This window comes from Constrictibacter sp. MBR-5 (assembly GCF_040549485.1).
Classification (GTDB): Bacteria; Pseudomonadota; Alphaproteobacteria; order JAJUGE01; family JAJUGE01; genus Constrictibacter.
This window is the reverse complement of record NZ_JBEPTK010000014.1, coordinates 62977-88469: the sequence shown is the minus strand read 5'-3', so window position 1 is coordinate 88469 and position 25493 is coordinate 62977. Positions and strand designations below refer to the sequence as shown.

Genomic DNA, 25493 nt, shown 5'->3' with positions numbered 1-25493 from the left:
CGGCGCCTCAATAGATCATGCCGTGCGGCAGGGGCACGTTCAGGAACCACTCGAACACGGCCCAGGCGACCAGCAGCAGCCCGGCGGTGACGGCGATCAGCCAGACCGGCTTGCGCACGCCGAGAAAGGACATGTGGATCAGCAGGAACGCGGCACTCGCGGTGAAGAAGCCGACCACGGGGACCAGCAGCGCATAGCCCGCCAGTAGCGCCACCGTGACGGCGACGCGGAGATCGCTGGCGGTCATGACGGCTTTCGACCCTTGAGCAGCGACTGGACGAGCAGCACGACCGAAAGGGCGATCAGCGCGCCCAGCATCCATTTCGGCCAGACGCCGGCCTGCTCCGGATAGCTGCTGGCTTCGATCCAGCCGAGTATGCCGAGAATGATGAGAACGACGGCGGCAATCGCATCGCTGCCGAGCCTGGGCATTGCAGCCTCATCGGAATGTGTAAGGAGAAGCGGGCGCCGCGTCCTGCGGCGCCCGGAGCGCGGGCGGGCCGCGCGCGGCGGCCCGCCGTGCGGCCTACTTCAGGTAGCCGCCCTGCTTGAAGTACTCGAGCAGGCGATCGACGTCGTCGCTGGTGCGCTTCATGATCGCGCCGAATTCGTCGCCGACCTTCGGCTCGACCAGGGTGACGTTGCGCTTCTTCGCGTCTTCCTGCCACTTCGGGTTCTGGGCGAACCGCTGGAACGCGGCGCGGTAGAGTTCGACCAGCTTCTCCGGGGCTCCCTTCAGGGTGACCCAGCCGCGGGTCGAACCGCCGGTGGTCACGTCCATGCCGGTCTTCTCCTTGAAGGTCGGCACGTCGGGGATCATCGCATAGCGCTCGTCCGCCAGGATGGCGGCGTCCACCGACGAATCCTTCGTCTGCATGTAGTCGATGACGTTGCCGACGCTGACGCCCACTTCCTTCGACAGGAACGCGCGGTTGGCCGGCGCCGAGCCGTTGTACGGAATGAAGGCGAACTTGGTGTCCGTCGCGTCCTGGATGGCGTAGACGCCGAGATGGTCGTCCGACAGCGGACCGTCCGAGCCGATGGTCACCGAGCCCGGCTCCTTCTTGGCCTGCTCCATGACCTCCTTCAGGCCCTTGTACTGGTCGTTGACGGTGATGACGTTCGGGTCGATCACGTCCACGCCGATCGGCACGAAGGTCTCGGTGTAGGGCGCGTAGGGCACCTTCCGCGACGCCTGGATGATGGCGATGCTCGGCAGGTTGATGATGCCGATGGTGCTGCCGTCGGGTTCGGCGCGAGCCATCGTCGCCCAGCCGACCTCGCCGCCGGCGCCCGGCACGTTCTTGACGATCATGTTCGGCTTCTGGCCGCTCAGTTCCTGGATCGCCTGCTCGAAATAGGGCAGGGCCGTCCGCACCAGCACGTCCGAACTGCCGCCCGCGCTGTAGGCGACGACGACGTTGATGGTCTGCGGAACCTTGACGTCCTTGAATTCCTGCGCCTGTGCGGCACCGGCGCACACGAACGCGGTCGCCGCAGCGGCTGCGGCGACGGACTTTATGATACGCATCTTCACTCCACTCCTCCCTCGATGTCCCTTGCGATGGGACCGGGTTGGCCTCCACGATGATTGGCATCTGACCCGGTCGGACGGGGCGTTTATCGTCCGCCGGTACGAGGGGCTATCATAGGGCGAGGGCCCGGCCTGTCCACGTCGCCGGCCCGCGCCACAAGGGGAGAGGACGAGAATGACGGCCACGGAACTGGCGACTCTGATCCAGGCCATGCGCGACCGCGGCCGGCCCGAGCAGCCGACGGTGCCCGAGATGCGCGCGCGCTACGAACTGCTGGGCGAGAAGTTTCCCGCACCCGGCGACGCGCGTGTGGAGAAGGTCTCCGCGGGCGGCTGTCCGGCCGAGATCGTCGCCGCGCCGGAGGCTGCCGCGTCCGATCGCTGGATCGTCTACCTGCACGGCGGCGGCTACGTGATCGGTTCCTGCGACACGCACCGCAACCTCGCCTACGCGTTGTCGCGGGCGGCGGATGCCCAGGTGCTCCTGCTCGACTACCGCCTCGGGCCTGAGCATCCGTTCCCGGCGGCCGTGGAGGATGCGGTCGGCGCCTATCGCTGGCTGATCGCCCGCGGTGCGAAAGCGGAGCGCACGGTCATCGCCGGCGATTCCGCCGGCGGCGGCCTCACGGTCTCGGCCCTGGTGGTGCTTCAGGACGACGGCGACGCAATGCCGGCGGGCGGCGTGTGCATCTCGCCCTGGACCGACATGGAGGGCACCGGCGCCACGATGCAGTCGAAGGCCGAGGTCGACCCGGTCATCTGGCCGCCCGTCATCGCCTGGTTCGCCGATCAGTATCTGGCCGGTGCCGACCCGAAGATGCCGCTCGCCTCGCCGCTGTACGCCGACCTGAAGGGGCTGCCGCCGCTGCTGGTCCAGGTCGGCACGGCCGAGTGCCTCCTCGACGACGCCGTCCGCCTCGCCGACAGGGCGCGCGCCGCGGGCGTCGAGGTTGTGCTGGAGCCTTGGGACGACATGGTCCACGTCTGGCACATGTTCGCACCCATCCTCTCGGAAGGCCGCGACGCCATCGAACGCGCCGGCGCCTTCGTGCGCGAGCGGACGGGCGGCTGAAGCATGGGCGGCTGACGAACAGGCGGCTGACGGCCTCCCTCCCGGCGGCCCAGCCGTCCTGGTGACCTTCGCCGGAAAGCGTGCTTCACTGCGCGCGCTTCGGCCGGGCGCGGCTGGACGGTTTCGGGCGGAGACGGCGATGACGTGGCTGACGGCTGATTTCTGGGAGGCGGCGCCGGCGGGCGAGCGGCTCGGCGCCATGCTCGCGCAGCCCGGGATCGTCCGCGTTCCGGGCGCGCACGACGCCATGGCCGGCCTGCTGGCGAAGCGCGCCGGATTCGGCTGCCTCTACGTCTCGGGGGGCGCGGTGACCGCGGCGCGCGGCCTGCCCGACCTCGGCGTGCTGACGATGGAGGAACTCTGCGCCTCGACGCGCAGCATCGCGCGCGCCACCGGCCTGCCGCTCATCGTCGACGGCGACACCGGCTACGGCGAGGCGCTGAACGTCATGCGCCTCGTGCGCGAACTGGAGGATGCCGGCGCCGCCGCGGTCCAGATCGAGGACCAGATCCTGCCGAAGAAGTGCGGCCACCTGAACGACAAGCGCCTCGCGTCGCCCGAGGACATGGCGGCCAAGGTCGCCGCCGCCCGGCGGGCGCGCTCGCACCTGCGCATCATCGCCCGCACCGACGCCGCGGCGTCGGAAGGCCTCGACGGCGCCATCCGCCGTGCCCGCCTCTATGCCGAGGCCGGCGCCGACATCCTGTTTCCCGACGCCCTGACCGGCGAGGCGGACTTCCGCGCCTTCTGCGCGGCGGTGCCCGTTCCCGTCATGGCGAACATGACCGAGTTCGGCCGCACGCCCTACTTCACCGCCGACCAGCTGGAATCCTTCGGCTGCCGCATCGTGATCTGGCCGGTCTCCTCGCTGCGTATCGCCGCGAAGGCCATGGAAGGCCTCTATGCCGAGCTGGCCCGTGCCGGCAGTGCCGCCGCCCTGCTCGACGGCATGCAGACGCGCGCCGAACTCTACGAAACCATCGGCTACCACGACTACGAGGCGCTCGACGCATCGGTCGCCCGCAGCGTGGTTCCCGACGACGTACGCACACCCACCGGAGGACGTAAATGAGTGAAGGTCGGCCCACCGTCGCAGTGCTCGGCGGCACCGGCGATCTCGGATCCGGACTGGCGCGGCGCTGGGCGCGCGCCGGCTATCCGCTCGTGATCGGCTCGCGCGGCGCCGAGAAGGCCGAGGCGGCCGCGGCCGAGCTCAACACCCGCAGCGGCCGCAGCGACATCCGCGGCATGGCGAACCCGGAGGCGGCGGCCGCCGCCGACATCGTCGTCATGACGGTGCCGTGGTCCAGCCACGCCTCGACGATCGAGAGCGTGCGCGCGGCCTGCCAGGGCAAGATCTTCGTCGACACCACGGTCCCGCTCGAGCCGCCGAAGGTCGGCACGGTGCAGCTTCCGTCCGAGGGCTGTGCGGCGGTCATCGCGCAGCGGCTGCTGGGCGAGGGCGTCCAGGTCGTCTCCGCCTTCCAGGACGTGGCGGCGGCCAAGCTCCAGGACGAGGATCTGGAGATCGAGTGCGACGTGCTGGTCTGCGGCGACAAGGCCGCGGCGCGCGACGCCGTCATGGCCCTGGTCGAGGCGGCCGGCCTGCGCGGTTGGCATGCCGGGCCGCTGGCGAACTCCGCCGCGGCCGAGGCGCTGACGTCGGTGCTGATCACCCTCAACCGCCGCTACAAGATCGAGGGCGCCGGCATCCGCATCACCGGAAAGCCGGGGGTGTGACCGCGGCGGCTTCTCCCGCCCGAAACGACGTCCGCGCCGGAACCTCGCCCGGAACCTCGCAGGGCCGCCTGGAAGGGTGCCGATGACCCGCCGCGTCACCATGACCGCCCTGCCGGGCATCCCGCTGGTCTCCCCCGGAGACGACCTCGCGGGACTGATCCTGCACGCGGTCGCGGCGGCGGGCGAGGCGCTCGCCTCCGGCGATGTCCTCGTCGTCGCGCAGAAGATCGTCTCGAAGGCCGAGAATCGCTATGTCGACCTGCGGACGGTGACGCCGGGGCCGCACGCCGCGGCGCTCGCCGCCCAGACGGCCAAGGACCCCCGCATGGTCCAGGTCATCCTCGACGAGTCGAGCGAGGTCGTACGCTTCCGGCCGGGCGTCATCGTCGTCGCCCACCGCCTGGGCTTCGTCTCCGCCAATGCCGGCATCGACCATTCCAACATCGAGCAGATCGGCACCGACGACCTCGTGCTGCTGCTGCCGCGCGATCCGGACGGATCGGCCCGGCGGTTGTCGGACGAACTGGCCGAGCGGACCGGCGCGCGCGCGGCGGTGGTGATCAACGACAGCCACGGCCGCGCCTGGCGCAACGGCACCGTGGGCGTCGCCATCGGCAGCTACGGCATCGAGCCGCTGACCGACCTGCGCGGCCATCCCGACCTGTTCGGCCGCGCGCTCCAGGTCACCACGGTCGGCCAGGCCGACGAGATCGCCGCCGCCGGCTCGCTGGTGATGGGGCAGGCGGCGGAAGCGACGCCGGTCGTCCTGGTCCGCGGACTGGAATTCAGCGCCTCCGATCAGTCGGCGGCCGCCCTGGTGCGGCCGAAGGAAATGGACCTCTTCCGGTGACGGTCCGCATCCTCGCTTTGTCGGGCGGCATCGGCGGCGCCAAGCTGGCGCTCGGCCTCGCCCAGGTGGTGCCGCACGCCGACCTGACGATCGCCGCCAACCCCGGCGACGATTTCGAGCATCTCGGGCTGACCATCTGCCCCGACCTCGACACGCTGACCTACACGCTCTCCGGCCTGTCGGACACCGAGCGCGGCTGGGGCCGCCAGGGCGAGACCTGGAACTTCATGGCCGCCCTGGGCGAACTGGGCGGCGACACCTGGTTCAACCTCGGCGACCGCGACCTCGCCCTGCACGCCGAACGCACCCGCCGCCTGCGCGCCGGCGAGACGCTGTCGGAGGTCACGGCGGCGCTCTGCGGCCGCCTCGGCATCGGCCCGTCCATCGTGCCCGCCACCGACCAGCCGGTCCGCACGGTCGTCGAGACGCCCGACGGCCCGCTGCCCTTCCAGCATTATTTCGTGCGCCTGCGCTGCGAGCCACGCGTCACCGGCTTCCGCTTCGAGGGCGCCGCCGCCGCGCGTCCGTCCCCCGCACTCGCCGAAGCGCTCGCCGACCCCGGCCTCGCCGCGGTCGTGATCTGCCCCTCCAACCCCTTCATCAGCATCGATCCGATCCTGGCTATCCCGGGTGTCGTGGAGGCGCTGAACGACGTAAAGGCGCCCATCGTCGCCGTCTCGCCCGTGGTCGGCGGCGCGGCGGTGAAGGGGCCGACCGCCAAGATGCTGGCCGAACTGGGATTCGAAGTCAGCGCGTCGGCCGTCGCCCGGCACTACCGCTCGCGCATCCGCCTCGACGGCTACCTCCTGGACGAGGCCGACGCCGCCCTCGCATCGGACCTCGAAGCCGAAGGGCTGACGGTGGCGGTGGCGCAGACCGTAATGACCGATTTGGAGACGAAGACGGCCGTCGCCCGCGCCGTCCTGTCCCTGGCGGATCGGCTGCGACGTTAGAGCAGCTGCTCGACCTGTCGCAGCCGGCCTTCGATTTCGGCGCGGTCCGGGGCGTCCGCGGCCGTATTTTCCAGCCGTTCCCGCCAGATCGCCGCGGCCTTCTCGTAGGCGGCCTTCGCCTCGTCCGGCTCGCCGAGCACCGTGCGGGCCCGGCCGAGGCGCACCCAGCCGTCGGGGTCGTCGGGCTCCGCCGCCAGCCGGTCGGCCAGCCGCTGCACCATCCCGCGGATGAAGGCCTCGCGTTCCTCCGGTGACATCTGCGCCGCCGCTGCCATCGTCTCGCGGTCCGGTCCGCGCTCGGCGACGGCACCGGCGAACGGTCCCCCCGGCTGCGCGGCAGGTGCCGACGGCCGCTCCGGTTGCACCGAGGCGGCGTCCGGACCGATCCGCGTCTCCAGCTGGGCGATCCGCTGGCGCAGCGCCGGCAGCCAGGGTGCATTCTCCGGCGCTTCGACCTCGATGCCGCGCATCAGGGCGAGCGCGCCGCGGTCGTCGCCGGCCTGCGACCGGGCGACCGCCAGATAGTGCCGCGCCTTCAGGTGCGACGGATCGCGGGCGAGGGCGCGTTCGAACCAGCCGCGCGCCGCCCCGTCGACCCTGCCGTTGGCGGTGTAGACATGCGACTCGCCGATATCCGCCAGCAGGTCGGCCGGTGCCGCGGCCGGGCCGCCCGCCGCCTTCAGCGCCGTCTCGAATGCCGCGAGGCTGGGCGCGTAGCGGCCGAGCAGCCGCTCCGACCGGCCCAGCATAATCCAGCCGGTAACGTCGTCCGGCCGGTCGCGCAGGCGTTCCCGCAGGTCCGCGGTCAGCGTCTCGAAACGGGCACGCTCCTCCGCGTCCCGGCTCTGCGCCGCGGCGATCCGCTCGCTCAGCGGCATGTCCGGCGCGCCCGGCGTCCCGATGGCCATGTAGAGGGCCACCCCGGCGAGCGGCACCGCCAGCGCGATCGCCCAGGCCGCCGGCTTCGGCATGCGCCGCCCGGCGCCGGCCGGCGCCGCCTCGGCGCGTTCGCCGGCACGGATCAGGCGGCGCTGGATCTCGATACGCGCCGCTTCCGCCTGACCGGCCGCCAGCACGCCGCGCGCGAGGTCGCGCTCGACCTCGGCCAGTTGCGCCCTGTAGACGGCGATGTCGCTGGCTGCGTGGTCCTGAGCGGGCGAGACGTCTTCGGCGCGGCGGGCGCGCAGCAGCGGGCGGGCCAGGACCAGCGCCACGATGCCGGACAGCAGGGCGGCGGCGATCCAGAAGAGCGGATCGGTCACGACGGATCCTCGTCGCCCAGGACGCGCGCCAGTCGGCCGCGCTCGGCTTCCGACAGCGGCGCCGGTCTCTCCGCCGTGCCGCCGCGCCGCCGGAAGAACAGCACGATCCCGGCGCCGCCCAGCAGGATCACGGCTGCCGGCCCGAACCAGAGCAGCCAGGTGCCCGGCCGCATCGGCGGCCGCAGCAGCACGAAATCGCCGTAGCGCGCGTGGATATAGTCCAGCACCTCCTGGTCGCTGTCGCCGGCCTTCAGCCGCTCGCGCACCAGCAGGCGCAGGTCGCGCGCCAGGTCGGCGTTGGAATCGTCCAGCGACTGGTTCTGGCAGACGAGGCAGCGCAGCTCCTTGCCCAGCGTCCGGGCGCGCTGCTCCAGCGCCGGATCGGCCAGGATCTCGTCGGGCTGTACCGCCCACGCGGGACCCGAGGCGGGGCCGGGGGCATGCAGCGCCGTGATCAATAGAGCCAGCAGGATCAGCAGGCGCCGCATCAGCCCGCTTCCTTTGCCGCCCGCAGGGCCGGCAGCAGTTCGCGCTTCACCACCTCCGGCGTCAGCGGGCCGGGATAGCGATAGCGGATGACGCCGTTGCCATCGATCACGAAGGTCTCCGGCACGCCGTAGACGCCGAAGTCGATCCCCACCCGACCGTCGCGGTCCGAGCCGATCGCGGCGAAGGGGTCGCCCAGATCCGCCAGCCACTTCGCTGCGGCGGCCGGCACGTCCTTGTAGTTGATGCCGTGGACCGGCACGCCCGCCGTCTCCGCCAACTCCGTCAGGATCGGATGCTCCGCGCGGCACGGCAGGCACCAGGAGGCGAAGACGTTCACGATCTTCGCACCGCCGGTCTTCAGGTCGGCGGTCGACAGGCCGCGTTCCCTGTCGGCACCGCCGCCGGTGCGACCGGCGAGGGCGGGCAGGGCGAACTCGGGCACCGGCTGGTCGATCAGCGCCGACGGCAGCCGCTGCGGGTCGAGCCACAGCCCGACCAGCAGGTAGCCGGCGACGCCCAGGAACAGCAGGACCGGCAGGAAGAAGGCGAGGCGCCGCATGCTCAATCGCGGCCCGTCGGCGTCCCGGTGCCGATCCCGTCGGCGCGGCCGCGGCGGCGGCGCGGCAGGTCACGCTCCAGGATCGCCGCCGTGCGTTCGGCGGCGCGCAGCGTCCGCAGCGTCGCCACCAGCAGGCCGGCCAGCACCGCCGCCGTCACCCCGTAGGAGGTCCAGACGTAGAAGGCGTAGCCGCCCATCTGCAGGAAGGAGGCGAGGCTGTCCATGGCTCAGGAATATCCCGGTTCGTGCATGGCGGCGGCAGCCGGGCCGCGGCTGTGGGCGATCTGCAGCGTCCGCACCCGGCGCGCGGCGATCTCGGCGCGCGTGCGCAGCAGCAGGAGCGTGACGAAGAAGGCGACATAGGCCGCGGCCATCAGCAGCAGCGGCGTCAGCATCGCCGGATGGATCGCCGGCGTGCCGATGCGCGTGATGCTGGCCGGCTGGTGCAGCGTGTTCCACCAGTCGACCGAGAACTTGATGATCGGCAGGTTGACCACGCCGACCAGCGCCAGGATGCCGGCCGCCCGCGCGCCGCGGCTCTGGTCGTCGAAGGCGTTCCAGAGCGCCATGTAGCCCAGATAGAGGAAGAGCAGGATCAGCACCGAGGTGAGGCGCGCGTCCCACACCCACCATGTGCCCCAGGTCGGCTGCCCCCAGAGCGCGCCGGTGACCAGGGCGATGGCGGTGAAGCCGGCGCCGATCGGCGCGCAGGCCTTGGCCGCGAGGTCGGCGAGCGGATGGCGCCAGACGATGGCGACGGCACTGGCCAGCGCCAGGAAGGCGTAGGCGCCCATCGCCATCCAGGCGGCCGGGACGTGCACGTACATGATCCGCACCGTCTCGGACTGCTGATAGTCCGGCGGCGAGAGGACCAGCGCATAGGTCAGCCCGACGCCGAAGAGCAGGACGGTGGCCGCCGCGCTCCACGGCACGATCGCTGCCGCGAGGCGAAGGAACCGGTTGGGGTTCGCGAAGCGGTGCATCTCTGGTCGCTACTCCACGGACTGCCGCAGCGCGGCGCCGGCAGCCCAGGGGCAAAGCGGCAGCGCCGCGAGCAGAAACGCAGCCAGGACGAGCAGATGGGCGCGGGCGCCTTGGGCCGCAACGGCCGATTCCGCCGCACCCGCGCCGAAGATCAGCACCGGAATGTAGAGCGGCAGGACCAGCAGCGTCAGCAGCACGCCGCCGCGCCGCGCCCCCACCGTCAGCGCCGCACCAACCGCGCCGATCAGGCTCAGCGTCGGCGTGCCGAGCAGCAGGGCGAGCGACAGCGCCGCCACCCCCTTCGCATCGACGTTCAGTAGCAGGGCGAGCAGCGGCGAGGCGATCGCCATCGGCAGGCCGGTGACCAGCCAGTGCGCCGCCGTCTTGGCCAGCACGATCCCGGCGAGCGGCAGGCCGGAGAGCACCAGCAGGTCCAGGCTGCCGTCCTCCCAGTCCGCCTGGAACAGCTTCTCGATCGACAGCAGCGAGGCGAGCAGCGCCATCACCCAGAGGAGGCCGGCCCCGGCGCGGGCCAGCATGTTGGGGTCCGGCCCGATGCCGAGCGGAAACAGCACGGTGCCCAGCACGAAGAACAGCAGCGCCAGTGAGGCCTCGCTGCCGCGCCGGCTGGCCAGCGCCAGGTCGCGCCGCAGGATCGTGACGAGGCCGCTCACCAGCCGTCCGCCACGGTCTCGACGGGTTCGGCGTCGTCCATTACCAGCCGCCTTGCCTCGGGCAGGCTGACGGGCGCGTTGGTCGAGACGACCGCGATCCCGCCCGCCGCCCTGTGTTCGGCGATCGCCGCCTCGACCGCCGCGACCGACGCCGTGTCGAGCGCCACCGTCGGCTCGTCCAGCAGCCAGAGCGGCGCCGGTGCCGCGATCAGCCGCGCCAGCCCCAGCCGCCGCCGCTGTCCCGCCGACAGCACCCGCGCCGGTAATCCCGCCAGATGGCCGATGCCGAGCGCCTCCAGGCCGCGCGCCACGGCGTCCGGCCCGTGCCCCGCCAGCCGCGCCCAGAAGGCGAGGTTCTCCGCCACCGTCAGCACCGGCTTGATCGCGTCCAGGTGGCCGACATAGCGCAGGTCCGCGGCGAAAGCCTCGCGGTCCTCGGCCACGGCTTGGCCGCGCCAGTGCAGCGTGCCGGTCGCCGGCCGCAGCAGTCCCGCCATGACGCGCAGCAGGCTCGACTTGCCGCTGCCGTTGGCGCCGGTCACGAGCAGGGCCTCGCCGGCGGAGAGGACGAAATCCACCCCGCCGAACACCAGCCGCTCGCCGCGCAGGCAGGCAAGGTCACGCCCCTCGAACATCTCGTCCCGTCTTCGCCGATGACCGCGGCAGCCTATGGGGCTTCGCCCGCCTTGTCACATGCGCCCGATGTCGCGCCGTCCGCGACAGGGGCCGGCCTGTCGCCGGCGTGCGGGCGCTCGAACCGAGCCGATGACGGCATCGGCCGGCCGGCACCTATTTCAGCGTCACGTGCCAGAATCCGGAACCGCCGTCTGCGCCGCTATCGAGTCTGACGAGAGCTGCGCCGCCGCCGGCATCCACGCATCTCGAAGAATCGCCTTCGTAGTCGATGTCCCTGAACGTTTTGACGACCTGCACATCACCATTGCCGTTGATGAAGGCTATCCCCCAAAAGGCGTCGGACACGCTCCAGGGACCGGCTGGGACGGGCGCGCCGAGCCGGTCGGTGATGCGCCGCCGCCCTTGATAAGGGCCGATGATGCAGGCGCGACGCCAGTCGCCGAGAAGCGAAGTCAGCGTCACCGCGTTGCCGGGTTCCCTCAGCTCGGACTGGATCGCATCTCTGAAGGTGACGTCTCGCCACGATAGCGCGAAGCAGTCATCGCGGAGGGCGATGTACCCCGCCGCCACGACACCAACGCCTCCGACAAGGACGAGGCTCGCGGTAACCAAAGGATGTAGCGGCAACTTGCTTCCCTTTGGATCGAGGCACGCTTGGCCGGATCACCGACGGGCATTGGTAAGACGGGCATTGGTAACACGTCCCCATCGCGAGCGCGCGGGATCGGCCAGCGGCCTTCCGGCACCTCCCGTCGACATCATCCCGGGCGACCGCTACAAACGGTCGAACCATGGCCGGAGGATGCTCCATGTTCGCCCTCACCCCCGAGCAGCTGAAACTCCAGGCGCGTGCGCGCGAACTCGCGCAGGGGCCCGTCAGGGGCCGCGCCGCCGAGGTCGACCGCACCGAGCAGTATCCCTGGGACAATGTCGAGCGGCTGAAGGACGGCGGCTTCGTCGGCATGACCATCCCGACCGAATATGGCGGGCAGGGGCTCTCCTATCTCGACGCCGTGCTCGTCACCGAGCAGATGAGCCAGGCCTGCTCGGTCACCGGGCGCGTCGTCGTCGAGACCAACATGGGCGCCATCTCCGCCGTCATGGCCTACGGCACCCACGAGCAGAGGCAACTCGCCGCCGGCATGGTGCTCGACGGCGACAAGCCGGCCATCTGCATCACCGAGCCCGGCGCCGGCAGTTCCGCGACCGAGATGACGACGCGCGCCGACAAGCGCGGCAACCGCTACGTCATCAACGGTGCCAAGCACTGGATCACCGGCGGCGGCGTCTCGCGCCTGCACCTCATCTTCGCCCGGGTCTTCGACGAGAAGGGCGAGGAGGAGGGGATCGGCGGCTTCCTCGCCATCCGCGACGAGACCGAGGGCCTGAAGATCGTCAAGCGCGAGCCCACCATGGGCCTGCGCGGCATCCCCGAGGCCGAGATCGCCTTCGAGGACATGGAGGTGCCGCCTTCCGCCCTGGTGATGCCGCCGCGCGGCCTGAAGAAGGGCTTCGCCGACCTGATGAACGCCTACAACAGCCAGCGCGTCGGTGCTGCGACCGTGGCGCTCGGCATCGCCCAGGGCGCCTACGAACTGGCCCTCGACTGGAGCGAGACGCGCGAGCAGTTCGGCCGGCCGATCAACGAGTTCCAGGGCATCCAGTGGAAGCTCGCCGACATGTCGATCAAGCTCGCCGCGTCCCAGGCGCTGGTCTACAAGGCGGCGGCCAGCGCACCGCCCGGCGGCTTCCCCGACATGGTGATGGCGGCGCAAGCCAAGGTCTTCACCTCGGAATCCGCCATCGAGGTCGCCAATCAGGCGCTCCAGATCTTCGGCGCCCGCGGCTATTCGCGGAACAATCCGGTGGAGCGCATGGTGCGCGACGTCCGCATGTTCACCATCGGCGGCGGCACGGCGGAGATCCTGCGCACGGTGGTCGCCGGCGGCATCCTGAAGAAGAAGCTGCCGCAGTCCCGCGACGGCTACGTGAAGAAGGCGGCCGAGTAGCGGTGAGATTGCAGTATCCGGGCGATCGTCCATATCCTGCGTTCGGCACCGACTTTCCGGGGAATGCGGATGGACATCGTCCTCACCATTGACGAACCGACTGCCGAGCGTGCCGCCGAAGCCGCCCGGGCGATGAACAAGAGCCTGGATCAGGTCCTGCGCGAGACGGTCGAACAGCTGGCCGGCGGAGGGAGCGCCGACCGGGATTGCGCCGAGATGGCACGGTTGACCGCCGAGACGACCGGACGGATCGGCGATTGGACGTTCGACCGCGACGAACTGCATGCCCGGCGGTAGCTTCCTCGACACCAACGTTCTTCTCTATCTCGACGCCACGGATGCACCCGAGAAGCAGGCGACGGCGAGGGTCCTGTGGGAGCGGTTGCGCCGGTCCGGCGAAGGCGTGATCTCGACGCAGGTACTGCAGGAATACTACGCGGCGGCAACCCGGAAGCTGGGTGTTCGGCCCGATATCGCCCGTCGTCGCGTGGATCTCTGGGCGACGCTGCGCGTGCTCCAGGTCAACGTACCGATGATCCGCGCCGCCATCGTCCGGGAGCAGCGGGACCGCCTCTCTTTCTGGGACGCGCTGATCGTCGAGGCGGCTGTCGGTGCAGGGTGTGAAACGCTCTTCAGCGAAGATCTGCAGACCGGCCGGCGGTTCGAACAGTTATTGATCGTCAATCCATTTGCCGGGGACTGACGCGCCGTCGCTGCGATCCCGGTAAAGTGCCGTTAACGCTATTCCGGTAGGTCTGCATCGTCCCGCGGCAAACGGCGGATGGAGACAGGCATGGGCTTCGGCGCTTTCGAAATCTTCGCGATCATCGTCGTCGTCATGGCGGTCCTCACCGTCTTCATGGGCGTCCAGACGGTGTCCCAGGGCTACGAGTACACTGTGGAGCGGTTCGGCCGGTACACGCGCACCCTGCCGCCGGGCCTGCACATCATCGTTCCCTTCATCGACCGCATCGGCGCCCGCATGAACATGATGGAGCAGGTGCTCGACATCCCCTCGCAGGAGACGATCACCCGCGACAACGCGATGGTCGGCGTCGACGGCGTCGTCTTCTACCAGGTGCTCGATCCGGTGGCGGCCTCCTACGAGGTGCGCCAGCTCGAGTTCGCCATCATGAACCTGACCATGACCAACCTGCGCACGGTCATGGGCTCGATGGACCTCGACGACTTGCTGTCGCAGCGCGACGTCATCAACGCGAAGCTGCTGACGGTCGTCGACGAGGCGACCAATCCCTGGGGCGTCAAGATCACCCGCATCGAGATCAAGAACATCGAGCCGCCGACCGAACTGGTGAACGCCATGGCGCGCCAGATGAAGGCCGAGCGCGAGAAGCGCGCGACCATCCTCGAGGCCGAGGGCGACCGGCAGGGCCAGATCCTGAAGGCCGAGGGCCTGAAGCAGTCGGCGATCCTGGAGGCCGAGGGCCGCCGCGAGGCCGCCTTCCGCGACGCCGAGGCGCGCGAGCGCGAGGCCGAGGCGGAGGCGAAGGCGACCGAACTCGTCTCCGCCGCCATCGCCGGCGGCAATGCCCAGGCGATCAACTATTTCGTCGCGCAGAAATACGTCGAGGCGCTGCAGGCGATCGCGACGGCGAACAACCAGAAGGTCGTGCTGATGCCGCTGGAGGCGGCCAGCGTCATCGGCGCCATCGGCGGCATCGCCGAGATCGCGCGCGGCGCCTTCCCGGGTCAGGTACCGCCGGGTCTCGTCGAGCGCGCCGCCGGGGGCCTCCGCCAGGGCGGCTCCGTCCCGCCGTCCGGCTTCACCGGCTGACCCCCATGCTGGAGCAGATCGACTACTGGCACTGGATGGCGTTCGGCGCCCTGCTCGGTGCCGTCGAAATTCTCGTTCCGGGCGTGTTCTTCCTGTGGATCGGCATCGCCGCCGTCGTCATCGGCTTCGTCCTGCTCCTCCTGCCGGCTCTGCCCTGGGGCATCCAGCTGGTGCTGTTCGCGGTACTTTCGGTGGCTTCGGTCTATGGCGGCCGTGGCTTCTTCCGGGTGCGCGACGGCGACAGCGACCATCCGGACCTGAACCGCCGCGGCCGGAAGCTGGTCGGCCAGCACTTCACCCTGGACGCGCCGAGCGTGGACGGTCGGGGCCGGGTCAAGGTGGGCGACGGCGTCTGGAGCTACGTCACCGCGGGGGGCGACCTCGCCGCCGGCACCCGGGTCCGCGTCGTCGGCGTCGAGGGCGCCGTGCTGCGGATCGAGGCGCTGCCGTAGACAGCCGGGTCAGTGTGCCCGGCCCGAGCCCGCCTCCGCCGCCTCGGCCTCGATCACGCCCAGCAGCGTCTCCACCCACGCCTGCGACAAGCCCTGCGTGATGAAGACCAGGCGCGAGCGCCGGTCCGCCGAGGGCCAGCCCTCCAGCCACCGCGGCTCGTGGAAGACGTGCTGCACGCCGTGGATGGCGGCCGGCCTGTCCGGCGCCTCGGCCAGTGCGACGATGCCCTTCACCCGCAGCAGCCGCTCGCCGCAGACCTCGGCCAGCGTCTGCAGGAAAAGCAGCAGCGCCACGGCGCCGATCGGCGCGTCGCGCACGATGGCGAAGCTGCCGACGCCGTCGCTGTGCCCGGCTTCCAGCAGCACGCTCTCCGGCAATGCCCGCTCCGGCTCCTCCGCATCGCCGATGACCAGCGCCGGATCGATCCCGCCGTGCAGGCAGTCCGCCTGGACCGCGGTCGGGTTCAGCGCCGCCAGCGCCGCCCGCAGCGCCGGCACGCGCTCCGCCGCCACGTCGCCCTTGGTGATCAGCAGCCGGTCCGCCATCGCCGCCTGCTTGCGCGCCTCGGGATGGCGGCCCAACGTCGCCTCGCCCGTCGGCGCATCGACCATTGTCACGGTGCGGCCGACCGCCAGCCGCGAGGCGAGGCCCGGATCCGTCATCAGCTGGTGCAGGATCGGCGCCGGGTCGGCGAGGCCGCTCGTCTCGATGACGATGCGCTCGAACGGCGGCAGTTCGCCGCGTGCGCGCCGGTCGAGCAGGCCGGCCAGCGTGATGCCCAGGTCGCTGCGCAGCGCGCAGCACAGGCAGCCGCCGGACAGCTGCACGATCTGCTCGTCGCTGGACTCGACCAGTTCGTGGTCGAGCGGGATCTCGCCGAACTCGTTGACGATCACCGCCGTGCGCGACAGCTCCGGCCGCTTCAGCAGGGCACCGAGCAGGGTGGTCTTGCCGCTGCCCAGGAAGCCGGTCAGGACGGTGACGGGCAGGCGCCCCTCCGTCGCGTCGTTCATGCCTCCGCTCCCGGTGCCCGCGCCACGATCAGGCGGGCATGCGGCTGGTCCGGCGCCAGCAGCACCCGCAGGCTGCGCAGCATCGGCCCGACCGACGCATGCGCCCAGGTCGCGGGCGGCTCGCCGGCGACGGCCGGCGCGGTGACCTGCCACCCGCCTGCAATGCGCCGGACGTGGATGGTGCCGTCGAGCGTGCGGATCTCGGCCTGCTCTTCGCCCATAGCCTCGACCGTACCGCTTACGCCCCACAGATCGAGGCAGCCGGCGAGAAGCAGCCGGAGGTGCGTGTTGTGACCGACTGCGGACATCATGCCCCGAAATGCATCCGGCGGATCTGCGAGGGGCGCATCCCGGCGGAGGGGACGGGCATGCCGGTCATGCTTCGTCGTCGTCGAAGGGTAAGGACCGAGGCGGATCCTGCCGCTCGATCTCGGGAAGCTCTGCTCCCCGGGGCAGATGCGTGACGAGCCACTGACCGAGAGGTGGCCGCTGCCTGCTACGTTCCTGCAATCTCGCCGCATGCCGCGCGCGGACGGCGTCGAAGACGTCGGCAGCCGGCAGTCCACGACCCGGATCCGTCATCATCCTGTCGTAGGTCGGGACGACCTCCTCACGGAGCCACCGCTCCAGGCTTGCCCTACGCTCCCTCGGTGTTTCCCCCATGCGATCGATCCCGCGTGATGGACAGGCCGATAGGCTACCACAGCGCGCGGCCCCTTGGCGCGGGCGACCGGCCCTAAACGCTCCGCGCCTTCTGCCACCGGAACAGATAGCGCTCCGCCGGCCGGAATATGCCGACCTCGACCGCGACCATCATCGAGATGATCAGCACCGTCCACGCGAATACCTGGTCGGCCTGGAACAGGTCCGCCGCCTGGCGCAGGCGATAGCCGACGCCGCTGGAGGCGCCCAGCGTCTCGGCGACCAGGCTGACGCGCCAGCCGAAGGCGAAGGCCAGCCGCGACCCGGAGAAGATGTGCGGCAGGATCGACGGCAGGTAGATCTTGCGCAGGATCGCCGTCCGGCCGAAGCGCAGCGACTCGGCCACCTCGACCAGTTCCGGGCTGACGTTGCGCGTCCCCTGCCAGGTGTTGGTGATGATCAGCGGCATCGCCGTCATCAGCACGACGAAGATCGTCGCCATGTCGGACAGGCCGAACCACAGCATGGCGAAGATCGCCCAGATCGCCGACGAGACGGTGTTCAGGATCGGCAGCAGCGGCTCGAAGAAATTGCCGATCGTGCGGTTCGCGCCGAACACGATGCCCAGCGGCACGCCGACGATCAGCGCGATCCCGAACCCCGTCGCGACGCGACCCAGGGTGGCGCCGATGTCGACGAGGAAGGTTTCCGTGCCGGCCAGATCGCCGACCGCCTGCGCCACCGCGAGCGGTCCGGGCAGGACATAGGCCGGCGTGTTGAGCGAGCCGACCCACCAGATCGCGAGAATGAAGGCGAGCAGCCCCAGGCGCTGAAGCGCCGGGACGAATGTCGACAGGCCCGGCGTCGCCCCCGCGTTTGCACTCGTCGGGGACGTGCTTGCGCTCGTCATAAGGTCTCCTGCGTCTGAAGGCTTGCCGCCGGCTCCCGCCTCTGACGTGCGGGCGAGGGTCGGCGGCGGATGGTCACTTGCCGGCGGTGGCCTTCTCGAACGGCCCCGTGGCGTAGAGCGTGTCGGGCGCCATGCCCTTCGTGGCGCCGGAGTCGACGAAGATCCGGTTCTCCGCCTTCAGGGCGGCGACGTCTTCCGGGGCCAGGGAGGACGTGTAGATGACGTCCCAGAGCTCGGCGTAGTTGCGGGCGGCGTCGGCGTCCATGTTGGCGGCCTTCACCAGATGCTCGGCCACCCCTTCGGGATTGGCGCTGCCCCACGCCGTCGCGGCGCGCATCGCCTTGACCAGGGCGGCGAGGTCTTCCGGCCGCTTCTCGACCACGTCGGCGCGCGTCAGGGCCACCGCGAGGATCGGCGGCGCGTCGCCCTTGGTCATCTTCTTCCAGTCGGGCACGATGTCGGCGATCGATCGCACGCTGCCCTTGGCGATCTGCGCGATCGTCACGTTGCGCAGGGCGGCCGCGTCGATGTCGCCCCGTGCGATCAACTGGGCGAGTTGCCCCTCGTTACCGGGCACGACCGCATAATCGTTCGTCGAGACGTCGTAGAGCGTCTTCAGCAGGGTCGTGGCGACCGCGTGCGTCGAACTGCCCGGACGGGACATGCCGACCTTCTTGCCGGCCAGGTCCTTCGGCGTCTTGATCGGGCTGTCCGCCGGCACGACGATCCGGCCTTCCAGGATCTGCGTCGCCAGGATCACCCGGATCGGGGCGCCCTGCTGACCCAGGTTGAAGGCGGCGGCGGCGGGCGCCGCGAAGGCGACGTCGACGTCGCCATTCAGCACGGCCTGGGCCGGTGCGGCGACCTCGCTGAACTTGCGGTAGGTCGCCTCGACCCCTTCCTTCTCCAGGAACTTCTCCTGTTCCAGCACGGCCCCGAAGCCGAGGCTGAAGCCGCTGCTCCAGTAGGCGACGCGCAGCGGTTCGGCGGTGGCGGTGGTGGCGCCGGCCGCGAGCGTCCCGGCCGACAGTGCGAGGACCGCAGCGGCGATTGTCCTGAACTTCATGATGCTCTCCGTCTCCCGTTCGTGTCCCTAGTGCCCGGCGCCGTCGCTCTCGGCGGGCGGTTCGCCCAGTGCGGCCTTCAGCGCCCGCGCGGTTTCCACCGCTTCCGGCGACGTGCCGTCGCGCGGCGGCGGCGAGCGGTCCAGGTCGAACCGTTCGACGATGCGCCCCGGCCGCGGTGCCAGCACCGTCACCTGTTCGGCCAGGACCGCCGCCTCCTCGATGTCGTGCGTCACGAACAGCACCGTCATGCCGAGCAGGTCGCGCAGCCGCACCAGTTCGGCGTGCATCGCCGACCGCGTCTGCGCGTCGAGCCGCGAGAAGGGCTCGTCCATCAGCAGGATGCCGGGCCGCGGCGCCAGGCTGCGCGCCAGCGCGACGCGGCTGCGCATGCCGCCCGACAGTTCGTTCGGATAGGCGTTCTCGAACCCGGCGAGGCCGACCATCTCCAGCATCTCGCGCGCCCGATCCAGGCGCGCGCGCCGCCCCATGTTCCCGGGCTCCAGGGAGAGGGCGACATTGTTGAGCGCGGTGCGCCAGGGCAGCAGGCGGTCGTCCTGGAACATGTAGCCGACGGAGCCGCTCTCGCGGAACGTCGACGCCGGTTTGCCCTCGATCCAGACTTCGCCGGAATCCTGTTCGGTCAGGCCGGCGACGATGTGCAGCAGGGTGGACTTGCCGCAGCCCGACCGGCCGAGCAGGGCGGCGATGCCGCCGTGCGCGACGTTCAGGTCGATGCCGCGCAGGACCTCCAGCCGTTCGCCGCCGCGAAGGTCGAAGCTCTTGGAAACGCCTTCCAGGCGCAGAGCCGGCGCTCGGCCCTGACCCGTCCACGGTTCCGTTCCGTGTGCGGCGCCGGCCGCGCCGTTCTCCGTCGTTCGGGCTTCTACGAGCATTGCCTCACCGTCCTCTGCGGTATCTGCCGGCGCCGGCGCGATCCGATCGTGCGACTGTCGTTCCTCTTTCCTCGGCGCCTGCGGTCGCCGTGGGGGCCACTAAAGAAAAGATATTCTTTTCGCAGTGCAAGATGGTGCGCCGCAAAAGAAATTTCTTTGTCCATTCAGGTCTGTCGTGCCGATAATTTTCTCTCGAAGCCGCCTGTCGCGATGGTGCGCGCCTTTGGCCCGCGGGTCTCCGCTGTCCGGCTTTGCGCGCCGCGGCAGGCGCGTTAGAAGTGTGAAACAGCGCGAACCGCCGGAGTTCCGATGAGCGACCCCGCCCAGCCCTCCGCCCTGCCGATGACGGGCGTGCGCGTGCTCGACGTGGCGACCTTCATCGCCGCACCCTTCGCCGCCTCGATCCTCGGCGAGTTCGGCGCGGAGATCGTGAAGATCGAACAGCCGGGCGCCGGCGACCCCTGGCGCCGCTACGGAACGCCGTCGGCGCGCGACGACAGCTCGCTCGCCTGGCTGACCGAGGCGCGGAACAAGCGGTCCGTGACCCTCGACCTGCGCCATCCGGAGGGCAAGGCGCTGTTCCTGCGGCTGGTCGCCGACGCCGACGTGGTCTGCGAGAATTTCCGGCCGGGCACGATGGAGAAGTGGGGCCTCGGCTACGACGCCCTCGCCGCGGTCAATCCCGGGATCGTCATGCTGCGCGTGTCGGGCTACGGCCAGACCGGTCCGAACCGCGAGCGGCCCGGCTTCGCCCGCATCGCCCACGCCTTCGGCGGCCTGACGCATCTGGCCGGCATGCCCGACGGCCCGCCGGTGACGCCGGGCTCGACCTCGCTCGGCGACTATATGACGGGCATGTACGGCGCCATCGGCGTGCTGATGGCGCTCCGGGCGCGCGACGCCACCGGCAGGGGGCAGGTGGTCGACGTCGCCCTCTACGAGCCGGTGTTCCGCGTTCTCGACGAACTCGCCCCGGCCTATGCGGCGGACGGCACGGTGCGCGGCCGCGAGGGCATGGGCACGGCCAACGCCTGTCCGCACGGCCATTTCCAGTGCGGCGACGGCCGCTGGGTCGCCATCGCCTGTACCAGCGACAAGATGTTCGCCCGGCTCGCCGCGGCGATGGGCGACCGCGACCTCGCCTCCGAGGCGCGCTTCGGCAGGGTGCAGGAACGGCTGCGCCGCCGCGACGAGGTCGACGGCATGGTCGGGGACTGGGCGCGCTCGATGCCGCGCGACCGGGTCATGGAGCGGTGCCTCGCCGCGGAGGTGCCGATCGGCCCGATCCACTCGATCGACGAGATCTTCCAGGATCCCCATTTCGCTGCCCGCGAGAACCTGCTGCGGATCTCCGATCCGGAAGTCGGCGAGGTGACCATTCCCGGCGTCGTTCCGCGCCTGTCGGCGACGCCCGGCCGCGTCGCGCGCCTCGGGCCGGCCCTCGGCGAGGCGACCGACGACGTCTATCGCGGCCTGCTCGGCCTGACAGAGGCGGAGGTCGCGGCGCTGCGCGCCAAGGGCGTGATCTAGGACCGGGGCGTGATCTAGGACCGGATCGAACGGGGGCATCGCGGCTCAGCCCAGCGGCAGGCTGAGGGGCGTGATCGCGTCGGCCCGGCGGCCGGCATAGTCGTGGTTCGGCACGTCGCGCAGCATCCGTTCCTGGGCCTGCGCCAGCCGCCCGGCGGCGTCGCGCCGGTCGAGCGTCAGCACCCTGCGGTCGGCGACCACCTTGATCCCGTCGACATAGACGTCGCGCACCGCGCGTTCGGCCGCCGTGTAGACTAGGCTGCGCAGCGGGTCGCGCGCCGGCATCATGCCGGGGTCGGTCAGGTCGACCAGGACGATGTCCGCCCTGCAGCCCGGCGCCAGCCGCCCGATGTCGTCGCGCCCCAGCGCCTTCGCCCCGCCGACGGTGGCGGCGAACAGGATGTCGGCGGTGGACACCGTGTCGATGTTCTCCGCCGCGATCCGCGCCAGGACCGCCGCCGTCCGCATCTCCTCCAGGATGTTGTGGGGCGACGTGTCGGTGCCGATGCCCATGTTGATCCCGGCGCGGGCATAGCGGCCGAAATCCTCCAGCATCTGGCCGTAGCGCGCGAAGGGCGTCGGGCAGTGCGCGACAGAGGCGCCGCTCTCCGCCAGCATCGCCACGTCGCGCCTGCTGTGCCAGTGCACCCAGGAATGGTCGTCGACGAAGATCGCATGGCCCAGGATCGTCCGCGGCCCCAGCAGGCCGATCTTCTCCGCCCATTGCAGCGGCGTCGTGCCGTGCCGCTTCACCATCTCCAGGAACTCGTTGACGCTCTGCGCCGCATGGGTGGTGATCGGCAGGTTGCGGTCTGCCGCCGCCGCGATGCTGTCGCGCAGCAGGTCCTCGGTGCAGGTGTCGAGCTGCGCCGGGAAGACCATGCCGGAGAGCCGGCCCGACGGATGCTGCTCGGCGGCGTCGATCACCCGCAGCGCCGCCTCGAAGCCGCGCCGTCCGCCCGCCTCGTCCCAGGCGTATTTCAGTTCCTGGCGGTTCTCCATCTTCCACCTGGCGGACGCATAGCCGGGCGCCACGCAGACGCGCATCCCGCTCCGCCCGAGCAGGTCGAGCCAGCCGTCGAACGGCGCCGACAGGTCGGCCAGGGTCGTGACCCCCGACGCCAGCAGTTCGGCATAGGCGACCTCGGTCGCCGCGCTGCGGCCCTCGGTGTCCAGCTTGTAGGCCTGTCCGCGCTCGAACAGGCCGGACATGTACATCTCGGGGACGCCATGCTCCTCGCGGATGCCCTTGTAGGATGGCTCGTGCGTCGGGTGCGCGTGGATGTCGACCAGTCCGGGTATGACGAACAGGTCGCGCCCGTCGACCGCCTCGTCGACGAAGCCGCTGTAGTCGGGCCCCACATGGGTGATCAGCCCGTCCTCGAAGACCACGTCGATGTCGCGGCGATAGACATGGCGGCCGGCGGGCGCGTCCCATGCCGCCACCCATGCGGCGTTCCGGATGCAGACGGTGTGGCCCATGGCGGTCTCCCCGGCTGTGGCGTCGGTCCTTCTCCCGGCCGCATCCCTGCAGGTTTCGGGCCGCACGCGCCGCCGCGGCCCGCGGTCACCGATGCTGGTAGGCGATCAGCTGGAAGATCATGTCGACGGTCTCTCCGTCGCTGGAGAGTGGCATCAGCAGGTTCTGGCCGCTATGCACGTCGTCGCGCGGTCCGATATAGGGCGGGCGCCGGGAGAACGGCGCACGCGTCCGCACCACGGTCAGGCAGTTGTCCCACAGGACGCTCTCCGGCCCCTTGCCCGCCAGCTCCGAGAAGCGGAAGCCCGTGAAGTCGCGCCGCGAAACGGCGACCACCTCCGTGCCGATCAGCCGGTAGCGGAAGTCGAGCGGGTCGCGCAGCACGTCGATCAGCAGGACCCAGGGCAGCAGGTGCGGGATCTCGATCGGGTCGAGGTCGCGCCGCGCCGGCATCGGCCGTCCCCGGCGTTTCGAATGCCAATAGGCGAGCCCACGGCGCAGGCTGTCGTAGCGCAGCACCGATGCGATCGCGTGCGTGTCGTCCCCCGTCTCCACCCCGAATCAATAGCACAACCCGCGGCCGGCGCACTTCGCGTTTGCTCAGGCTGCCCGGGCGGCGTCGATGAAGGTGCCGAGCGACCGGCGCTGCTGCCCGTCGCCGTCGAAGTTCGCCGGGTCGAGCCAGCCTTCGAACGCCGCCTTCAGTGCCGGCCACTCGCCGTCGAGGATCGAGAACCAGGCCGTGTCGCGGTTGCGGCCCTTGTAGACGGTGGCCTGCCGGAAGATGCCCTCGAAGGTGAAGCCCAGCCGCGCCGCGGCCGCGCGCGACGGCGCGTTGCAGGTGTCGCACTTCCACTCGTAGCGGCGATAGCCCAACTCCTCGAAGGCCCGCCGCATCATCAGGTACATCGTCTCGGTCGCCGCGGCCGTCCGCTGCAGGCGCGGCGGATAGGTGATGCTGCCGACCTCCATCACGCCGACGCCCGGCTCGATCCGCATGAAGCTGGCGGCACCCGCCGCGCGCCCCGTCCTGCGGTCGATGATGGCGTGCACCAGCGGGTCGTCGCCCAGGCAGGTCGCCCGCATCCAGGCCTCCAGTTCCGCCGCCGAGGCGAACGGCCCGTGCGTCATGTAGGTCCACATCCGGCCGGCCACGTCCTCGGCATAGGCCGCGTACAGGTCTGCGGCATGGCGGCCGGGATCCAGCGGCTCGATGCGGCAGAACCGCCCTTCCATCGGCGTGCGCGGCGGCCGCGGGCGCGCAGTCCAGCCGGGCAGGGCATCGCCGATCGGCTGGCCGAGTTCGTTCGTCCGCTGGCTGCTCGTCACGTCCATTCCCTCCGCTGCGCGTCGCGGCCGGCATCCTAGGCGCCGCGCGCGCCCGCGAAAGGGCCACAACGCCGCCGGGTGGACAGGCCAATTCGCGGCAGACCCATCGACGCCGGGCCGCGTTCAGTCACCCGGCAGCACGATCGCCCGGCGATGCGGCAGCGTGGCCCGCGACAGCACGATCTCCGGGGTCTGCCGCGTCTCGACCTCGAAATCCTCGCTCAGCATCGTCAGGAACCGCTCCAGCGTGCCCATGCCGAAATAATGCATCGGGATCACCACCGACGGCCGGATCTGCCGGATCACCTCCATCATCAGCGGCTGCGCCAGCGTGTAGCCGCCGTCGACCGGCACCAGCAGCACGTCGATGACGCCCATATAGGCCAAGTGTTCGTCGGTCAGCCGGTGGTGCAGGTGGCCCAGATGCGCGATGCACAGGCCGGCGACCTCGAAGACGAAGATCGAATTGCCGCCGATTCGGGCATTGTCGCCCCAGTCGCGCACGTTGGTCGGGATGTTCCAGACCCGGATGTCGCGATAGGTGACGTCGTGCCGCGCCGGTCCCGGCCCCTGTCCCGCGGCATCGGCCCAGCCGCGCAGCACGTGCTTCACCCCCGGATCGATCGTGTCGGTGAAGTGCGTGTGGTGCGCGTTGTTCATCGTCACGATGTCCGGCACCAGCGGCGGCCGGTGGACGCCGTTATAGTCGGTGACGGCGGTGGCGCCCTCCGGGCTGCGGAACAGGAAGCTCGCATGCCCCAGAAAGGTCAGCTCCACCTGCCCCGGCATCAGATCGGTGGCGGCGGCCGGGATCAGCCGCGCCCGGAAATCCGGTGCCCGCGCGATCGGCAGGCAGGAGGCCGCCGCCGAGACGGCGCCGAGGAGGATGCAGAGACACGCCAGCACTGCCGACGCCCAGCCCGCGATCCGACCGCCCGTCATGCGCGCCTCCCCGGGTGCGGCTGCCGTTCGAGCGCAGCCGCCGCCATGATGCCGCCTCTCCCCGGACCCGAGCAATAACGATGCCGGGCGGATCCGCCGTCGCCTCACCCGCGACCGAGTGCCGCCCGGCCGGCCTGCGGGGTGGCGTCGGGCGGCCGGGTGGGCCACATATGGGGCGCGACCGAAGCAGCCCGCCGCGTTAGCATCGAGCCATGACCCGCAAGCGCCGCCGCCTCTATCTCGTCGGACTGGCCCTGCTCTCGCTGGGCACGGCGACGGCGCTCATGCTGACGGCGTTCGAGGACAATCTCGTCTTCTTCTTCAGCCCGACCGAACTCGCGGCCAAGGGCGTCGAGCCGGGGCAGCGCGTCCGCCTCGGCGGCCTCGTCGAGGAAGGCAGCGTCGTGCGCGATTCCCGCACGGCCCGGGTCAGTTTCCGGATCACCGATACGGTGAAGACGGTGCCGGTCCATTATACCGGCATCCTTCCCGACCTTTTTCGCGAAGGGCAGGGGGTCATCGTCAACGGCCGGCTGGAGGCGGACGGCTCTTTCGCGGCGGCCGAGGTGCTCGCAAAGCACGACGAGAACTACATGCCGCCCGAGGTCGCCGCCGCCCTGAAGCAGGCCGACCACCTGCGCACCACCGCGCACTAGCCCGAGACCGTTGAGAGGGAG

At 70.7% G+C, this 25493-nt stretch carries 32 protein-coding genes; 12 read left to right on the top strand and 20 right to left on the bottom strand.

Features of this window, described 5'->3' with window-relative positions:
• Positions 1-7: 7 nt before the first annotated feature.
• The 3 genes from ABIE65_RS22535 to ABIE65_RS22525 all read right to left on the bottom strand — a co-directional run bounded on the left by ABIE65_RS22535 (position 8) and on the right by ABIE65_RS22525 (position 1531).
• Positions 8-247, bottom strand: coding sequence for a tripartite tricarboxylate transporter TctB family protein (locus ABIE65_RS22535; RefSeq protein WP_354080848.1), 240 nt, complete (start codon positions 245-247; stop codon positions 8-10).
• Entirely contained in the window at positions 244-432 is a 189-nt protein-coding gene (locus tag ABIE65_RS22530) for a hypothetical protein (protein WP_354080847.1), read from the bottom strand. The genes ABIE65_RS22535 and ABIE65_RS22530 overlap by 4 nt, the downstream gene beginning before the upstream one ends.
• A 94-nt stretch (positions 433-526) precedes the next feature.
• Complete coding sequence (locus ABIE65_RS22525) at positions 527-1531, bottom strand: tripartite tricarboxylate transporter substrate binding protein (RefSeq protein ID WP_354080909.1); 1005 nt, start codon at positions 1529-1531, stop codon at positions 527-529.
• A gap of 178 nt (positions 1532-1709) precedes the next feature.
• Between ABIE65_RS22525 and ABIE65_RS22520 the strand changes: the two genes are divergently transcribed.
• From ABIE65_RS22520 to cofD, 5 genes are all read left to right on the top strand, one after another.
• Positions 1710-2606: an alpha/beta hydrolase gene (locus ABIE65_RS22520; RefSeq protein ID WP_354080846.1), complete on the top strand. Its 897-nt coding sequence runs from the start codon at positions 1710-1712 to the stop codon at positions 2604-2606.
• A 139-nt stretch (positions 2607-2745) separates the two neighbouring features.
• Positions 2746-3678, top strand: coding sequence for a methylisocitrate lyase (gene prpB, locus ABIE65_RS22515; protein ID WP_354080844.1), 933 nt, complete (start codon positions 2746-2748; stop codon positions 3676-3678).
• Positions 3675-4346 carry an NADPH-dependent F420 reductase gene (gene npdG, locus ABIE65_RS22510; RefSeq protein ID WP_354080843.1) on the top strand — a complete coding sequence of 224 codons (672 nt, stop codon included), beginning with the start codon at positions 3675-3677 and terminating at the stop codon, positions 4344-4346. The genes prpB and npdG overlap by 4 nt, the downstream gene beginning before the upstream one ends.
• An 82-nt stretch (positions 4347-4428) precedes the next feature.
• On the top strand, positions 4429-5196 hold the full coding sequence (gene cofE, locus ABIE65_RS22505; RefSeq protein WP_354080842.1) for a coenzyme F420-0:L-glutamate ligase: 768 nt from the start codon (positions 4429-4431) through the stop codon (positions 5194-5196).
• Positions 5193-6149, top strand: coding sequence for a 2-phospho-L-lactate transferase (gene cofD, locus ABIE65_RS22500; RefSeq protein ID WP_354080840.1), 957 nt, complete (start codon positions 5193-5195; stop codon positions 6147-6149). The genes cofE and cofD overlap by 4 nt, the downstream gene beginning before the upstream one ends.
• On the opposite strand, the gene ccmI is transcribed toward cofD, so the two are convergent.
• The 8 genes from ccmI to ABIE65_RS22460 all read right to left on the bottom strand — a co-directional run bounded on the left by ccmI (position 6146) and on the right by ABIE65_RS22460 (position 11323).
• A complete protein-coding gene (gene ccmI / locus ABIE65_RS22495) occupies positions 6146-7411 on the bottom strand; it encodes a c-type cytochrome biogenesis protein CcmI (protein WP_354080839.1) in 1266 nt (421 codons plus the stop codon). The genes cofD and ccmI overlap by 4 nt on opposite strands.
• On the bottom strand, positions 7408-7899 hold the full coding sequence (locus tag ABIE65_RS22490) for a cytochrome c-type biogenesis protein (RefSeq protein ID WP_354080837.1): 492 nt from the start codon (positions 7897-7899) through the stop codon (positions 7408-7410). Before ABIE65_RS22490 ends, ccmI begins: the two co-directional genes overlap by 4 nt.
• Positions 7899-8459 (bottom strand): DsbE family thiol:disulfide interchange protein, encoded by a 561-nt coding sequence (locus ABIE65_RS22485; RefSeq protein ID WP_354080836.1) that lies wholly within the window; start codon positions 8457-8459, stop codon positions 7899-7901. The genes ABIE65_RS22490 and ABIE65_RS22485 overlap by 1 nt, the downstream gene beginning before the upstream one ends.
• A gap of 2 nt (positions 8460-8461) precedes the next feature.
• The gene (gene ccmD, locus ABIE65_RS22480) at positions 8462-8683 is read right to left on the bottom strand and encodes a heme exporter protein CcmD (RefSeq protein WP_354080835.1); all 222 of its coding nucleotides are present in this window, start codon (positions 8681-8683) and stop codon (positions 8462-8464) included.
• Positions 8684-8686: 3 nt separating this feature from the next.
• Positions 8687-9442 (bottom strand): heme ABC transporter permease, encoded by a 756-nt coding sequence (locus ABIE65_RS22475; RefSeq protein WP_354080833.1) that lies wholly within the window; start codon positions 9440-9442, stop codon positions 8687-8689.
• 9 nt (positions 9443-9451) lie between these two features.
• Positions 9452-10117: a heme exporter protein CcmB gene (gene ccmB, locus ABIE65_RS22470; protein ID WP_354080832.1), complete on the bottom strand. Its 666-nt coding sequence runs from the start codon at positions 10115-10117 to the stop codon at positions 9452-9454.
• Positions 10114-10752 carry a heme ABC exporter ATP-binding protein CcmA gene (ccmA, locus tag ABIE65_RS22465; RefSeq protein ID WP_354080831.1) on the bottom strand — a complete coding sequence of 213 codons (639 nt, stop codon included), beginning with the start codon at positions 10750-10752 and terminating at the stop codon, positions 10114-10116. Before ccmA ends, ccmB begins: the two co-directional genes overlap by 4 nt.
• A 154-nt stretch (positions 10753-10906) precedes the next feature.
• Positions 10907-11323, bottom strand: coding sequence for a hypothetical protein (locus ABIE65_RS22460; protein WP_354080829.1), 417 nt, complete (start codon positions 11321-11323; stop codon positions 10907-10909).
• A 239-nt stretch (positions 11324-11562) separates the two neighbouring features.
• Between ABIE65_RS22460 and acdA the strand changes: the two genes are divergently transcribed.
• From acdA to ABIE65_RS22435, 5 genes are all read left to right on the top strand, one after another.
• Positions 11563-12762, top strand: a complete 1200-nt coding sequence (gene acdA, locus ABIE65_RS22455) for a 3-sulfinopropanoyl-CoA desulfinase (protein WP_354080828.1) — start codon at positions 11563-11565, stop codon at positions 12760-12762.
• Positions 12763-12831: 69 nt separating this feature from the next.
• A complete protein-coding gene (locus ABIE65_RS22450) occupies positions 12832-13059 on the top strand; it encodes a hypothetical protein (protein WP_354080827.1) in 228 nt (75 codons plus the stop codon).
• Positions 13046-13465 (top strand): PIN domain-containing protein, encoded by a 420-nt coding sequence (locus tag ABIE65_RS22445; RefSeq protein ID WP_354080826.1) that lies wholly within the window; start codon positions 13046-13048, stop codon positions 13463-13465. The genes ABIE65_RS22450 and ABIE65_RS22445 overlap by 14 nt, the downstream gene beginning before the upstream one ends.
• 90 nt (positions 13466-13555) lie before the next feature.
• Positions 13556-14557 (top strand): SPFH domain-containing protein, encoded by a 1002-nt coding sequence (locus ABIE65_RS22440; protein WP_354080825.1) that lies wholly within the window; start codon positions 13556-13558, stop codon positions 14555-14557.
• Positions 14558-14562: 5 nt separating this feature from the next.
• Positions 14563-15009: an NfeD family protein gene (locus tag ABIE65_RS22435; RefSeq protein ID WP_354080824.1), complete on the top strand. Its 447-nt coding sequence runs from the start codon at positions 14563-14565 to the stop codon at positions 15007-15009.
• Positions 15010-15018: 9 nt separating this feature from the next.
• Here the strand turns inward: ABIE65_RS22435 and ABIE65_RS22430 are convergent, their stop codons facing one another.
• The 5 genes from ABIE65_RS22430 to ABIE65_RS22410 form a co-directional block, all read right to left on the bottom strand.
• Positions 15019-16023: a CobW family GTP-binding protein gene (locus ABIE65_RS22430; RefSeq protein ID WP_354080823.1), complete on the bottom strand. Its 1005-nt coding sequence runs from the start codon at positions 16021-16023 to the stop codon at positions 15019-15021.
• On the bottom strand, positions 16020-16334 hold the full coding sequence (locus ABIE65_RS22425) for a hypothetical protein (protein WP_354080822.1): 315 nt from the start codon (positions 16332-16334) through the stop codon (positions 16020-16022). Before ABIE65_RS22425 ends, ABIE65_RS22430 begins: the two co-directional genes overlap by 4 nt.
• Positions 16335-16759: 425 nt before the next feature.
• On the bottom strand, positions 16760-17575 hold the full coding sequence (locus ABIE65_RS22420; protein ID WP_354080821.1) for an ABC transporter permease: 816 nt from the start codon (positions 17573-17575) through the stop codon (positions 16760-16762).
• 73 nt (positions 17576-17648) lie between these two features.
• Positions 17649-18641: an ABC transporter substrate-binding protein gene (locus ABIE65_RS22415; protein WP_354080820.1), complete on the bottom strand. Its 993-nt coding sequence runs from the start codon at positions 18639-18641 to the stop codon at positions 17649-17651.
• Positions 18642-18668: 27 nt separating this feature from the next.
• A complete protein-coding gene (locus ABIE65_RS22410) occupies positions 18669-19535 on the bottom strand; it encodes an ABC transporter ATP-binding protein (protein ID WP_354080819.1) in 867 nt (288 codons plus the stop codon).
• 309 nt (positions 19536-19844) lie between these two features.
• Here ABIE65_RS22410 and ABIE65_RS22405 point away from each other — a divergent pair, with 309 nt between their 5' ends.
• Positions 19845-21065, top strand: coding sequence for a CaiB/BaiF CoA transferase family protein (locus ABIE65_RS22405; RefSeq protein WP_354080818.1), 1221 nt, complete (start codon positions 19845-19847; stop codon positions 21063-21065).
• A gap of 45 nt (positions 21066-21110) precedes the next feature.
• On the opposite strand, the gene ABIE65_RS22400 is transcribed toward ABIE65_RS22405, so the two are convergent.
• From ABIE65_RS22400 to ABIE65_RS22385, 4 genes are all read right to left on the bottom strand, one after another.
• Positions 21111-22547, bottom strand: a complete 1437-nt coding sequence (locus ABIE65_RS22400) for an amidohydrolase family protein (protein ID WP_354080817.1) — start codon at positions 22545-22547, stop codon at positions 21111-21113.
• Between the two features lie 85 nt (positions 22548-22632).
• Positions 22633-23100: a PAS domain-containing protein gene (locus tag ABIE65_RS22395; RefSeq protein ID WP_354080816.1), complete on the bottom strand. Its 468-nt coding sequence runs from the start codon at positions 23098-23100 to the stop codon at positions 22633-22635.
• Between the two features lie 45 nt (positions 23101-23145).
• A complete protein-coding gene (locus ABIE65_RS22390) occupies positions 23146-23874 on the bottom strand; it encodes a GNAT family N-acetyltransferase (protein WP_354080815.1) in 729 nt (242 codons plus the stop codon).
• A 123-nt stretch (positions 23875-23997) separates the two neighbouring features.
• The gene (locus ABIE65_RS22385) at positions 23998-24816 is read right to left on the bottom strand and encodes an MBL fold metallo-hydrolase (protein WP_354080814.1); all 819 of its coding nucleotides are present in this window, start codon (positions 24814-24816) and stop codon (positions 23998-24000) included.
• A gap of 212 nt (positions 24817-25028) precedes the next feature.
• Here ABIE65_RS22385 and ccmE point away from each other — a divergent pair, with 212 nt between their 5' ends.
• On the top strand, positions 25029-25472 hold the full coding sequence (ccmE, locus tag ABIE65_RS22380) for a cytochrome c maturation protein CcmE (protein ID WP_354080813.1): 444 nt from the start codon (positions 25029-25031) through the stop codon (positions 25470-25472).
• The last annotated feature ends 21 nt before the right edge of the window (positions 25473-25493 follow it).